The organism is Sphingobacterium pedocola, from assembly GCF_015209965.1.
Taxonomy (GTDB): Bacteria; Bacteroidota; Bacteroidia; order Sphingobacteriales; family Sphingobacteriaceae; genus Sphingobacterium; species Sphingobacterium pedocola.
Map to the genome: position 1 here is coordinate 312,030 of NZ_MU158692.1, position 13,811 is coordinate 325,840.

A 13,811-nucleotide genomic window follows, 5' to 3' on the forward strand; every position below is an offset into this window, starting at 1 on the left:
AGTTAATTTTTAATTTCAATACGTACTATATTTCCTACATTAATTCCATCTACTGAAAATATAGTCCCTCCTATTAACAATGCTGGATATCCCTCGCTTGATGTGGCCTCTACGACAGTATATATAGATCCAGAAAAGGACCCCATATTATTGTATTCCTGTTTGGCCGAACCATCCATCTCTAGGATCAAGAGATTAGAACGCGTTACTCCGTCATACTTTTCAAATCCCCCTGTTACCAATATTTTTCCATTATTCATTACATAAGCATAAGTTGGAATACGACTATCTGTGTCCTTCATTACAAATTGCTCATCCACACTGCCGTCTTCGTTTAGAATGACAACACCATTTGCCGCCTTTCCATTGTACGACGTAAAGCGACCAGCTAAAGCTATCTTTTTAAGGACCCGATTATACGTTATAGACAATATCAAGTCATTTGCTCCAGCACCGGTAAAAGATTTATCTCGGGTACCATCCGGGTTTATGGCAAATATTCTATTTGCAGATTCGCTATTAAACGTGGTAAAATTACCCACCGCCAAGATCTTTCCATCAGCTAACTGAATAGATCCCCCTATCGTACCATTTACCCCCGTATTGCCCCACATAAAAGTTGAGTCAATGGCTCCGTCGTTTTTCAGCCTTACAACATTCCTCACCCTAGTATTAAAATAAGACTTTTGCTGTTTGGACGAAAACATGTAATCCGTACGTAAATGGTTGGTAAAATTACCAATGACAATCATACTACTATTAGGCAACGGGTAAATACCGGTGATGCTACTAAAATTAACGCCTCCTCCTGAAACCACAGAAGACGTTAAATAACCATTAAAAGCAGGTACCGTATCTAAATTATTCTCTGGTTTATCAGGATCCGGATTGATTACCTCAACCATCATCGTATCCAATGTACCAGTAGATTCCAAACGGGTAATGGCAGATACCAATCTTCCGTTAAAAGAACTTAATCCTCCCGCAATCATAAATTTACCATCCGGTAATTTAGCGATAGAGCTGATTCCACCCATTCCGCCTTTTTTAAAACCTCCTTCTACACTTTTACCTAATGATGTAATACTATGTATGTTATTTCTAAATATGGTACTACTGGCTTCATCTTCATAATTTGTAAAATAGCCTCCAATCCAATAGTTTGCACCATTTTCAAAAATTGTATTCACGGTGCCGTTAAAACCATTAGCAATAGCCAAATCAGTGTCTACTTTCACCTTTCCTTCAATAGGGATGCGCGGGCCGTAAAACACCTGATTACCAATTAGCACTTTCAACCTGCCCGAGCTCACCAGTTGTGGTACACGCAAATCCAATGTAGAATCTGTATACGAAACCATCTCTGTCTCTTGTTCATTTATATAAGCTTTTAAAGCACCTGTTTGCGATTTCAATCCATTAATAGAAACCTGGAACACTTCTCCCGGTCGTACCGCATCCAACTTACGATTCAAATTTTGAAACTTAACACCCAAAGGCGCTTCACCTCCATCGTACGGATTGACACCTATTTCTGGATCCTTGCAGGAATAAACGCCTAATGCCACCACAAGGGCTACTAAGCTCATAAATGTCTTATTTATATATTTTTTCATCTTTTTACGTATTCATATACCCGTGAATATTTTACATCAAACTGAAAGCCCTATTCGCAAAACTTATACTTGAGAAACCAAACCAGTGCTTCTTGATATTCAAAACATGTAAGTTCCCGTTTCGGGTACGAATATCAGATGTTGCGATAGGCGTATGAATTATTCCAAAATCAAAGCTAGATAGGTATAGTTGTCTATATCCAGCGTATTTCACGCGCTGCTCCACACCCTCATTATTCTTAGAGACTACATCATTATACAACACGCCAATGTTCATATTCTGTCCACCCACTGCAATAAATCCTTGCCCAGGAAAAGACTCCATCTTTAACGTATCCAATTGTGGATAATCTTTTAATGACCTTCGCTCCTCGAATACATACATAGATAAGTACTCTCTCCATACAATTGGGTTTACCTGAGCCAAATCGATCACAGTGTCCCTACCCTGAATAAATAACACCTGATTTAGCAGACGAACAGATTTTTCTATCGTCACATCAGGTGGGGCAAAAAAAGTAATATTATCATTATTCAAAACAGCGTCCATATCCGCGAGTTTTACTACCTTCCGTAAGGAGTCAAACAACTCTGGTCTTGAGTCTAGGTATTGTAAAATCGTGCCGTCGTAGTTATTTGGATAAGTTCCAGAGTCTATATATCCACTTTTTTCACAAGAAGAAAACACCACGAGCATGGAAAAGGCTCCTATTATATATTTTATTAAATTCATATTTTTCATTTCATATACTATTTATGCTGTTAATTCCAATAAGGATTAAGTGTCATACTAGGGTTATTTACCAATGCCTTACGATCAATCGGCCAAGTCCATGCGCCCCTATAAAACGCATCAATTGGAATCGGAACACAAAACTCCGAGTTCAAAACCCGTTTGGTTCTTACGAGGTCGTAATAGAAATGACCTTCTCCGAGTAGTTCTCTCACACGCTCCCACCATATAAAGTCCTTCAATTCCTGACCTGCTTCTCCCGCCAATGGAGCTGCATTTGCCCTACTGCGAATTAAATTGATTAAATTCGTTGCTTCTGTCTCATTCGCTGCACCACCTATCTCCGCTAAAGCCTCTGCACGCAATAAGATGACATCTGCATAGCGAAATACAATCATATTATCGTCCGGGTTGAAATCCTCTCCCTCTTCACGAAAGATATTCACGTTCTTCAATACCACAAACTGTCCATCTTGCGCATATAAATTATCTTCCTCAAACCACGTAGACTTACGTTCATCCGCTAGATCTCTCGGGTACATCTCTTCCATAAAATCCAAGTCATAGTGGATGTAGGAATTCTTAATTGTTTCGAACTTGTAAGGTGCACGGAGTACGTTATCGGCATACATTGCGGAGAGGTGGAATGTTTCCCCATAATTGTAATTTTGCGTAATCTCAAACAATCCTTCTTTCGTCCTTCCTTTGAAAATTTCTTTAGTTTGTTTAAGAGGCATTAACCCGTAGGATCCCTCATTCTCATCAATAACCTCCCTACCCAAGGATACGGTCCGCTCATAGAATGTAGTCTTATTAGCGTCCGAAAATCCAGCAAGCCACATATTGATATGCATCATCAATGCAATCGCTCCACCTCGCATTGCGCGGTTTCCGACCTCGGTCGGATCCTCTTGCGTCCAGGGTAGATCCTTATAATACATCGTCATATCTGCATCAATTGCTTGCAATACGTCCAACATCGGCGTACGACCAATCGATTTATCATGATATGCTTCAGTATAGTAAGGTACGTTACCAAACAAACGAACCAAGAAGAAATAACTCAGGTTTCGCATAAATACCGCTTCTGCTATATATTGGTTCTTCTTACTTTCGGATAAGATGCCGTCCTCCATATTATCAATCTCATAAACTGCAATATTCGCCTTGGCAATCACACGGTAAAAATGGCTCCAATCTCTGATCTGATGAAATCCAAAAAAATCTTGATTTGGTTCATAATTTCTAGCAGGATCGGTGTACTGGTCAAAAATTCCATTCAAATTATTATCTCGAACAAAACTTAACCAATTCATAAACGCCCCAGTTGCATTAGACCCACTGTTTCTATTTAACGGCGCACAACGTAAATCTCCAGTACCAGGGAAGAAGGCTTGTTGCATGGTAGCCGTACGAAATCCCGAATACAAGCCTCCAACAAACATTTTTACATCTTCCTCCGTCTGCCAATAGTTGTTGCCCGACAAATTATCAATAGGGGTAACTTTAAGCCATTCCTTACCACAAGAAGACACTCCCATGGCGAATAGCATTGCTATATATAAATAGTATCTTTTCATCATCTTAAAATTGAACATCAACACCAAATGTAAATTCTCTTGCGCGCGGATAACCCGCCGAACTATCGTAGCCCAAATCAGAAACCAGTTCTGGATCTGGCCCCGAATATCTAGACCAAGTATAAATATTATTTGCATTTACATACAGTCGTAGTCCCGTTATTCCGAAACGCCTTTTAACATAATCTCTATCCACATTATATGATAGCGTTGTTGAACCCAATTTTACGTAAGATCCATCTTCCTGAAATAATGTAGAATTGTATCGATATGGATTAATAAATCCTGCCCTTCTAAAATCAAACGGATTCGGATAAAAAGCATCCGCATTCGCATAGGTCCAATAGTCAAAATTATCCAACGGTACCAAAGCGCTCGGGTTTGCTGCATCTGGATTTTTCGTGGGGTAATAGTAACCTCTAAACATATCTGCAGCAGCATTATTAATAATATCCCTCTTTATGCTGAAAACTATGTTAGGTTGTAAGCTCCAAGCCTTGTATTGTATTGTTGCTCCAAATCCACCTGTAATTCGCGGACGTGAGTTACCTGCAACAACCAGGTCCCGTTGATCCAGAATATAATCTCCATTCAAATCCGTAAAATAGGGGTCACCTGCCCGGAAAAAATATTCTTGCCCCGTGCTATTTGTAGCCCGGTATCGCAAGCCGGTGGATGGATTCACTGGTACATCATCATCAGATTGGAAAACGCCTCTATAATGATACAACACATTTGAAAATGTATTTCTACCAAGACGTTGTAATATAGTCACATAGTCCATTGTGGGATGCTGCTCTAGAATTTGACGAACATTATTTGGCAATTGGGATTGAATATCCTTATTGTAAGCCATATTTCCGTAGAAGGTTAATCGCCAATCTTCATTCTTAGTATTGGGGCGGTAGAATAATGATAACTCATGTCCTCTGTTGACAATCGCCTTATCATTTGCTACCACTTTCGTAAATGCGTTAATATTTGCCAAATCAATATCAGCCAACTCATTCGTGTTTTCTTTATAGTAGTGTTCATATGTCATGGTAAACATATTGTTGAAGAAACCCAAATCTACAGCGAAGTTCCATTGTGTTGTCGTGATAGGTGTCAAATTAATATTTGGGATCTGACCCAAATCAATCGATACAGTTGGCTCGTTATTGTACGTATTATCATCCATTGTATACTTACCGTATACATCAAAAATACTACCTGTTGGGAATATATTTCTACCCCAGGTAACGCGGAAGCTACCCTCGCTCAACCAATCTTGATCTTGCAGAAGTTCTTCGCGCGAAAAGTTCCAACGCACACCAGCTGTAGGATTATGCGACCAAGGGCTCTTACCCCCCGAAGTTGATGTTCCGTCCAAACGGTATGATAAATCCACAATGTACTTGGAATCATATTGGTAACTCATTTGTCCCGCATATCCTACCGTCCTTCTATCGTATAGGTTATTTAGAATACCACCTCGTGTATTACGCGTATTGTAACCTAATCCGACTTGAATTTGATCAGATCCAGTACCATTTAAATCCATGGCTTGCGCTCTATAACTCGTCGTTGTAGCTTCCATAAAAGCAAATGCGTTAAACACGTGCTTTTCATTGTCAAACAACGTCGTATTATATTGGAGCATGTTTCGATTGTACAAATCCTTTGTACTGCTCTCGAACATGTAGATGTTAGATTCTCCTGAGTTCAAAATTTCTGGCGTGAAACGATCTTGATTCGACAAGTCATATTGATATTTTAAGGTCGTACTCGCTCTCAAGCCTTTCATGAATTCGTATTCCAATTGCACCTGCGTAATCATATTCCCTGTCTTATTATCATTGACAATAGAGGTTGCTCCAAGCGCATCATAACTACCCGAAAAAATAGATGGGGAAGGCAATAACGAAGATGTATTTACGGAGTTCGCTACTCCAGACTGTTCAAAAGCATTTCCCGAACCCGTGCTATTACGTGCCATATTAGCCGTTAGATATCCACTGATTAAGAATGCATCACTCGGTCTATATTGCATATTGGTCTGCACCGAATACCTTGTAAACCCCGTGTTTCGAATAATACCATTTTGCTTAAAGTATCCAGGAGCAACTTTATAATTGAACTTTTGATTACCTCCCGAAAAATTCAAACTCTGTTGCATATTAAATTGATTGCCATAGAAATGAGACTGCCAATCGGTAGAATTATTATAATATGCGTTCAAAGAATCCGCCAGCCAAGGTGTATCATTAATAAGTTCCAACCCTGATCGATATGTGGAATCGTATTGTAAGATTTGATTAACCCGAATCCTACTCTCCTCCATTCCTCCGATGATAGGCCTTAACTTTGGAACGGTAGACATAAAATATTTGGATTGATAACTGATAATTGGCACGTTTGAATTACCACGTTTTGTTGTAACCAAGATAACACCATACGCACCCCTCGAACCATATAAGGCAGTTGCCTGTGCATCCTTTAGGATAACAATCGTTTCAATTTCCTCCACTGGAATCATTGATATAGGACTAATACCCGGACCCTGTGTCTGAAATCCATACTCAAAATTACTCCCCTCTTCTATCGGCACACCATCTATAACAAATAACGGAGATGTCGGAGACAAAAATGCACCATTTCCCGACATTGATACATTGGAGGAATTCAAACCGCGAATTGACATCGAACCGCGCATACCTGGAGTACCATTATTCAATTGCACATTCATCCCCGGTACACGTCCCTGAAGCAGGTCAGTGAAGTTAGCTGCGGGTGCATCCTTGATATCTTTGGCGCTAATGACAACAGCCGATCCTGTTAGTGTTTCTTTTTTCTTTGCTACGTAATTCACGGTTACCGTCTCGATTTCCTCATCAGAAGAAAGCAATACGACAGAATAGCTCTTGGTATTGGCATCAAATTTAACGGTATTAGCTTTATAACCTACAGCTGTAAATATCAAACTTTTGGTTGAGGCCGGTACGTTAATTGTGAATATTCCATTTGCATCAGACAAACCGACGGCTTTATTACCTGGTAAAACTTTGATCGATGCGCCAATGATTCCGGCACCATCATTATCAGATACCTTTCCGCTAATAGCCAGCTCTTGAGCGAAGGCCTGAGTGACTAGCAAACTAAATAAAATAATTAAACTATATAAACTTCTCATAATTATTATTCGTTTTCAAACTTTGGCGTTTCTCCGTAAAACCTAAATTGTATCTCCCAATGCCCTTCCTCGTAAATGGCAAAATCAAAGCCTAAGTTAGCTTGTGTCAAATACCCTCCTCTACCTATCCGATTATACGCAAGGTTAATTGCGGCCATCGATCCCGTCGCATCGGTATATTTAGAGGGATAGGCAACCAGTGGCATAGGATATAGTACATCATAAATAACTTTGCCGTTTTCAAATCGATGATTAAACCCATGTATCAATTGCTCCCATTTTGTTTCTTTAAACATTTGGATATCGATCGTTTGATTCAAAGAATCGAGTACACTCACCGTGAGTGAACTTCCCGGCCTAGTATTTTCTACATCTTTATTAATATACACACGAACGTCGTATATAAAATTTCCTGTGCGGGTACCATAAATATTTTCTAATCTATTAGGCCACAGGTAAGCGTTAGCAGCAAGTCCAGTAGATGCATTATATTGAGAGGGCTCATACGCCCTTGGCTTCAGGAGAGACAACTTCAGTCCTCGTTGAATCTTTCTACCCCCCGTATTACCTATTGCGACATCCATGGTATAGCCATCATAAGGTACTGTTTGAAGGCCCAATAAAGAGGTCGTATTCCAAAAAACTAAATTGCCTGAATTCTTTTGAATCTCTATAGCTGGTCTATATTCAATTTGTTGCTTTGCTTCAATTTCTTCAATTGATTTTTCCTCTCCTGTGTAGGCTTCTTTCCAGATTTTTACCGGATACTTTTTCCCCAGGATGCTTTCGCCGACAGACTTTCCCTCTGCGTTTTGGATATCCAAGATTTCAAAAGATAGGGGCAACGTACTTTTATTACTCGTTGCTACGACATCGTTAAATGAAATAGTACGACCCACATAAGGAGAGAACTCTGTTGTACTGTATTGTACATCATCGCTCAACGCGTCTAAATCATCAGGAACGTATGATTGACAAGCAAAAAATCCCACTGTCACATTAGCACACAGTGCTAAAAATAACGATCTGAATGGTATATTAGATTTTTTCATTCGTGTTACTAATTAGTTGAGAAATATTTATTTAGCTTGCCAAAACCAAAATCATGTTGAGAAGAAAGCGTATGGAATATTCCGTTAGTTACTTGAAGATCTACCGATTTGGTATTTGTGCTTTGCCAATATCTTTTATAGATTGATTCGTTTACATCGCTAAAGACAATCTGCTGTTCGCCCCCTCCTACTATGCCTGAGGAAGTCAGTACGCGATATTGCGTATGCATGGTATAATCATATTTTGAACTTGCAAATGTCTGCCCATCTTTATAATTCTTTATACCATCAATATCAATCCGTTGGTCAAAAATATACCGATATGCCAATGTATCTAACACATTAAGGTTTAAGTCTTCGATATAAAGAGGTGATAACCCAGCAGATCTTCTAGTTCTGTTTAAATTAGAGATGGCTAGTTCAAACGAGCGATTATTTACCGCAAAAAAAGTCACATCATTCTGTGGATTGTTCAGTTTAGATTTTAATGCCGGCAATCGTTCCAACATTAACACTAAGGAATCGTAAACCCCAGGCTGATGAATCAGGTAATCATACACAGTGCCATCATAGGTGATATTTGTCTTTTGATAATCGTAATAATGATCATCCGATTTTTCACAGCTTGTGATCAGCAAAACTGAACTGATGAGTGAAATTAGTATTTTCATTCCTTTCATGTCTTTAGTTAGTTAGTTCCAGTATTGATTTTGCGTAAGCCTACTATTTCTATTCAAGACATCAGTTGCTATTGGCCAGAATATGCCCTTCTTATTAATTAAATCCAAAAATTCGGGATCGTCATTTTTAATTTTATGATATCTTATCAAATCATAAAATCTCCACCCTTCTCCCATTAGCTCTCGTCTGCGTTCTTGGAATATTTCGTCAATCAATGATTCGGTTGATAAAACAGAATAGTTTTCAATTCCACGTAAACTTTTTATAATATTTAATTGTTCAATCGCTGGTACCCTATTTCCCAATACAGCTAGTGCCTCAGCACGAAGAAGATGTATTTCTTCCAATCTTGTAAACACCAAATTAGAACCAAACACTGCATAATTCCCATCTGTCACACCGTCTCTCAAAATACGGATCTTGTTAAAAATGGGTATCTCATTACTAAAATTCAGAAAGTAGTTGGTCTTATATAAACCCGAAATGGTATCCAGCCCGAAGCGCTTATCATTTAGGTCGTTAAATAGATCTGTAATTAAACTTTTATCTACATAGATATCGGGGAATTCCTTATTAACCACAGGTTGAGCTAGCGTCAACTGTTCCATATGTCCCGACGAAGTTGCCTCTCCATACAGATACGCCGAACTAAAGTTGATAATCTGTCCAAAAGCAAAGTTGTTAGAAAAAATACCATAGTTTCCCGTTAGTCCCCTCACGCCACTACCGCCGGCAGCAATCTCTGTCAATCTGGTTATGTTAGCACTTTCGTAGTTATCCAAAATAAACTTAGTATATGCCGCTACATCGATATACTTTCCTTGCCAGGCAGCAATATGAGATAATACCGCATAAGCGCTGATTTTGTTAAAGAGTACCTTCTCCCAATTTACAGGAGTCTCTCCATAATACCGGTCCACTATTGATCCATATCGATATGGCAAATCCTCCAAACACTCTGTTAGTTCCTTTTCTGCGTAATTCAATACGACTTCCGCTTCTTTAATTTCCACCTCTTCAAAACTGCCATTGTCAAAAGACTTTGTCAATAATGGTACATCGCCCCATACGCGAACCATATAGAAATAGGCAAAGGCACGCAATGCCCTTGCTTGTGCAATATCCATTTTCAAATTGGTTTCTGTATATCTAGTATCATGTTGCAAAACTTGAGGTGCTTTTTCTATGAATACCGAAGCGGCATTGATCACGGCGTAAAACCGCTGCCAACTAGATAGTCTTTCAATATCGGGAAAAGAAGCATTAAGTTTATTTTCTTTTACCGCAGTCAGCTCTCCTCGACTATACACTGAAAAATCTCCGCCACGAACATCTCCATATATCCAATGTCCATTATTCGATACCAATGCTGCCCGCATCAAACCATATATTCCTATCAGTCCAGATTTGCTGTCTGAAATACTTCGCCAATGTAATTTCTCACCAGCCACTTCGAGGCTTGGGGCATCAAGACTTTTTGTACAAGAACTGACAACCGTCAATAATGCTATTAAAGTCATAAATAACTTACTATATGTAGATTTAAACATGATAATTTGTGTGTTATTTTTATAAATCCAATTTCACTCCTACTGTAAAAGTCTTAGTCATCGGCATACCATATCCGTCGTAAAAGCCATTATAATTAATCAGTTCGGGGTCATTACCAGAAAAAGAAGTTATAGTATATAGGTTTGTCGCATTTACATACACATACGCCCGTCTTACCGACTTTATTGCGCTCTTAATCACGTCCAATCGAGACAAATCATAGCCTAGAGATAAAGAATTCAGCTTAAGGTACGATGCGTCTTCTAAAAACAGATCCTGATCAACTCGGTAAGGATTCGTGTTACTCCAAACATTATAAATAGGATATTTCGAAATGTCCAAGTCTTGTTGCCACTGAAATATTTCCCGTACGGCGTTCAAGCTATTACTTGATTCATTGTTGATAAAATCATATCGGTTGGCTGCACGTTGATTTAAGGCAGAATGGCCAAGAGCGCAAATAATAGAAAAATCCAACTGAATACCTTTATATTTCAGCGTATTGTTAAATCCTCCAAAGAATTTTGGAGTCGAACGCCCCTCCAAGACCTTATCTTTACTGTTAATGACATTGTCACCGTTCTGGTCCTTCCAATCGGCATCTCCTACGGAAAAAGGAACACCGTCCATTGTTAGCAACGCTCCTGAACTGTTAGTCGGAATTTCGTTTATAGCGTTGTAAATTCCTTGGTTTTTGTAGAGCCAATAACTATCAATAGCCTCTCCAACCCTAAGCAATCGATCGCCCACTACGAGTTCGGTTAGACCTCTCGGCAATTCGACAAGCTCATTTCTATTTACATTAAAGTTTAAAGAAGAGGTCCACCCTAATGTATTTTCTTTACTTGTTAGAATCTGTGCTGATATCACAGCATCTATACCCGTATTTTTCACTTCCATCCCATTCTTAAACTCTGCGCTATACCCATATTCTGCGGGAACAGGAACACCTAAAATTTGATTTCTGTCATACGTTTGATAGGCTGCCACGTTGAAACTTAATTGATTATTCAAAAACGACTTATCCAACGAAATTTCCATTTTATCACTGTATGCCCATTCTAAACCATACCCGATCCAACCCCTATTGTAGTTACGCGTAATACCTGCATATCCGTAATATGAAGAAATAGTAGGCTCTCCATCCCAGCCCAGTGACCCCGTATATTGCGGTCCTACTGCATACCGGCTATCAAAGTTTGGTAAGGCAATACGTCCGTAAGATGCCCTCAAGCGAAATTCGTTACTTTGATCAAAGTGGTTGGCAATATTCCATCCTGCTGATATAGCAGGTGTAAATAACCATCTACTATCTTGTTGGACAGTAGATGTACCATCCCAGCGCAACACAGCGCGTATGTCAAATATGTTACGAAAGGTGTAATTGATATTTCCATAAAAAGATTGCAGATGGAATTGTTCCTTATTATTCCAGCGTAATACTCTTAACCCGCCCTGTGGCGTTAAATAATCCCCCTCATTAGGATTTCCTTCCACTACATTCAATTTGATATAATCATTAGGCCCGTCAAAAGCACGTGCAAAATAGTAGCGATATAAATCCTCTTGATAGTCTGTCCCCCCAACTATATCGAGTTGATTATCTTCATCTAACATCAAATTATACGTTAGTTTATTACTAAAAATAAAGCGTTGAGAATAGCCATAATAGGTCGACATATAATTGATCGTCTCCATCAACTCCTTGGGATAAAACAAATCTCTTCTGCCTTCGTTATAATCCAACATAAAACTGGAAGAAAACTTCAAATTTTCTAAAATATCAACATCAAGATTAATATTTCCTTGCAGATTATTCGTAATGTTATCATCTACTGTTCTCCGTTTGTAAAGATCTAGATTGGCTCCATAAACGTTCATATTAGGAGATATAGGCGTAGACAAATCTGGTAGGTAGGCCATTTCAGTGAATCGCTCGCGTAAATTCCTATTACGATCACGATCACTTCTTCTCGCATTGATATAAGTCGACAATTTAACCCATTCAAACGGGAGCATATTTACATTAAATAATACATTATAACGATTGAAATTTGCATCGTCTGATGAAACTGCATTCTTCACATGACCCGCAAAAAATGCGAAATTAGCACGATCTGTACCTCCTTTGACATTCAAATCAATATTATAAAGTAAAGCATTACCGTAGTAGCCATCACGCCAATTCGCAGGCCCATAATAATTCATATTCGTAGAGTCCGACAAATAACCCGGATAGCGCAATTCATATGTATCATTCGTTGTTCGATACTTATCGTAAAACTGTCTTCTGAATCTATTCTCATAATCCGCGTTATACGGGGTTACAGCAGGTTTTGTGTTCATACCAATGTAACTATTAACACCTATTTGCCGTTCACCCGATATCCCACCATATGTCGTTATCCAAATTACTCCATTGGCGGCCAATGGTCCCAATTCAGCTAGACGTACTGGATCTTTAATGACCTCAATAGATTTAATAGTTGACATATCGATAGTTGCCAAATAATCGGTTGCTGCTCCCAATCTTGTCAAATCATAACGTTGAAGTGAATTTGAAAAATTATGTTCGTTAACCATAGGAATACCATTTACATAGACACAGGCTATGTTTTGATTAATATCCATATTAGAGAGCTGAGGCCTCGTAAGTCCTCTTACAACGATATTCTGGTAAGTACCAGGCTCCGCAGTTGGAGTTTGTACCCATACCCCAGCAGCATTACCCTTAAGCATACTAGCGATATGCACATAGGGGTTGTTCCTTACAGGTATAACATTTATACTATCAGATGTTAATGCTTTAGCGTTTAACGTATTAATCTTTGCAACACCCAGGGAATCACGAGATTCATCTCCTAATGTATCTTGCTCGAGTAGATAATCAAAATATACGTGATCAATGCTATTCTTACCCCATGAAACAAGAGGAACTACCAGTAAGAAAAAGACATAATAAAGGCTTCTTATCATACAATTTGCTATTTAAGGTTAATTGCTTTTTTCAATATTTAGGCTAAAACAATTAAACAATGATAGAGATAAGATTTCATTATTCATAGCTTCGTGAAAGCGATAACGCAACGAAATCGTTTGCGCTATTTCACGCAAACGATTGTTCTATTTAACATTTTGTTAACACGCTATGCAATCGCTCCGCGCAAGAAAAGTATATCAAAAGTGTGGATGATTTATTCCATCCTAATCCTAGGGAAAGCAGAATTCGCTTGATGTCAATATATAATATGGAAACAAGTGTAAAAGAGCTCTTTTATAGTAGAGTTTTGCTATATCTGTAGGCTATTTCATCATTACTCGTTCGAAAAGACGAGATGGTTTAACAAGAGCGATAGGGACGCGAATACAAATCCTCGCCAAGCGGCGAATGGAAAAACCGTATGTAAAAAAAAAGAGCCCTTGCTG

The 13,811-nt window shown here is 38.8% G+C and carries 8 protein-coding genes; all 8 read right to left on the minus strand.

Annotation, left to right across the window (positions count from 1 at the left end):
* Nucleotides 1-2: 2 nt before the first annotated feature.
* Genes C4F40_RS19530 through C4F40_RS19565 form a run of 8 tightly spaced genes read right to left on the minus strand, consistent with a single transcriptional unit; the run spans nt 3 to nt 13,361 of the window.
* Nucleotides 3-1,616 (minus strand): DUF5008 domain-containing protein, encoded by a 1,614-nt coding sequence (locus C4F40_RS19530; protein ID WP_196941099.1) that lies wholly within the window; start codon nt 1,614-1,616, stop codon nt 3-5.
* 31 nt (nt 1,617-1,647) lie between these two features.
* On the minus strand, nt 1,648-2,349 hold the full coding sequence (locus tag C4F40_RS19535; RefSeq protein WP_196941100.1) for a hypothetical protein: 702 nt from the start codon (nt 2,347-2,349) through the stop codon (nt 1,648-1,650).
* 29 nt (nt 2,350-2,378) lie between these two features.
* The gene (locus tag C4F40_RS19540; RefSeq protein ID WP_231390145.1) at nt 2,379-3,932 is read right to left on the minus strand and encodes a RagB/SusD family nutrient uptake outer membrane protein; all 1,554 of its coding nucleotides are present in this window, start codon (nt 3,930-3,932) and stop codon (nt 2,379-2,381) included.
* A 1-nt stretch (nt 3,933) separates the two neighbouring features.
* A complete protein-coding gene (locus C4F40_RS19545; RefSeq protein WP_196941101.1) occupies nt 3,934-7,101 on the minus strand; it encodes a SusC/RagA family TonB-linked outer membrane protein in 3,168 nt (1,055 codons plus the stop codon).
* A gap of 5 nt (nt 7,102-7,106) precedes the next feature.
* Nucleotides 7,107-8,153, minus strand: a complete 1,047-nt coding sequence (locus C4F40_RS19550; RefSeq protein ID WP_196941102.1) for a DUF5007 domain-containing protein — start codon at nt 8,151-8,153, stop codon at nt 7,107-7,109.
* A gap of 8 nt (nt 8,154-8,161) precedes the next feature.
* Nucleotides 8,162-8,824, minus strand: a complete 663-nt coding sequence (locus C4F40_RS19555) for a hypothetical protein (RefSeq protein ID WP_196941103.1) — start codon at nt 8,822-8,824, stop codon at nt 8,162-8,164.
* A 21-nt stretch (nt 8,825-8,845) separates the two neighbouring features.
* Nucleotides 8,846-10,354 (minus strand): RagB/SusD family nutrient uptake outer membrane protein, encoded by a 1,509-nt coding sequence (locus C4F40_RS19560; RefSeq protein WP_231390146.1) that lies wholly within the window; start codon nt 10,352-10,354, stop codon nt 8,846-8,848.
* Between the two features lie 49 nt (nt 10,355-10,403).
* Nucleotides 10,404-13,361 carry a SusC/RagA family TonB-linked outer membrane protein gene (locus C4F40_RS19565; protein ID WP_196941105.1) on the minus strand — a complete coding sequence of 986 codons (2,958 nt, stop codon included), beginning with the start codon at nt 13,359-13,361 and terminating at the stop codon, nt 10,404-10,406.
* Nucleotides 13,362-13,811 lie beyond the last annotated feature (450 nt).

What these genes read in the sequence shown, in the direction of transcription:
- C4F40_RS19530 (WP_196941099.1), bottom strand. Translation starts at nt 1,616, where the DNA reads ATGAAAAAATATATAAATAAGACATTTATGAGCTTAGTAGCCCTTGTG.
- C4F40_RS19535 (WP_196941100.1), bottom strand. Translation starts at nt 2,349, where the DNA reads ATGAATTTAATAAAATATATAATAGGAGCCTTTTCCATGCTCGTGGTG.
- C4F40_RS19540 (WP_231390145.1), bottom strand. Translation starts at nt 3,932, where the DNA reads ATGATGAAAAGATACTATTTATATATAGCAATGCTATTCGCCATGGGA.
- C4F40_RS19545 (WP_196941101.1), bottom strand. Translation starts at nt 7,101, where the DNA reads ATGAGAAGTTTATATAGTTTAATTATTTTATTTAGTTTGCTAGTCACT.
- C4F40_RS19550 (WP_196941102.1), bottom strand. Translation starts at nt 8,153, where the DNA reads ATGAAAAAATCTAATATACCATTCAGATCGTTATTTTTAGCACTGTGT.
- C4F40_RS19555 (WP_196941103.1), bottom strand. Translation starts at nt 8,824, where the DNA reads ATGAAAATACTAATTTCACTCATCAGTTCAGTTTTGCTGATCACAAGC.
- C4F40_RS19560 (WP_231390146.1), bottom strand. Translation starts at nt 10,354, where the DNA reads ATGACTTTAATAGCATTATTGACGGTTGTCAGTTCTTGTACAAAAAGT.
- C4F40_RS19565 (WP_196941105.1), bottom strand. Translation starts at nt 13,361, where the DNA reads ATGATAAGAAGCCTTTATTATGTCTTTTTCTTACTGGTAGTTCCTCTT.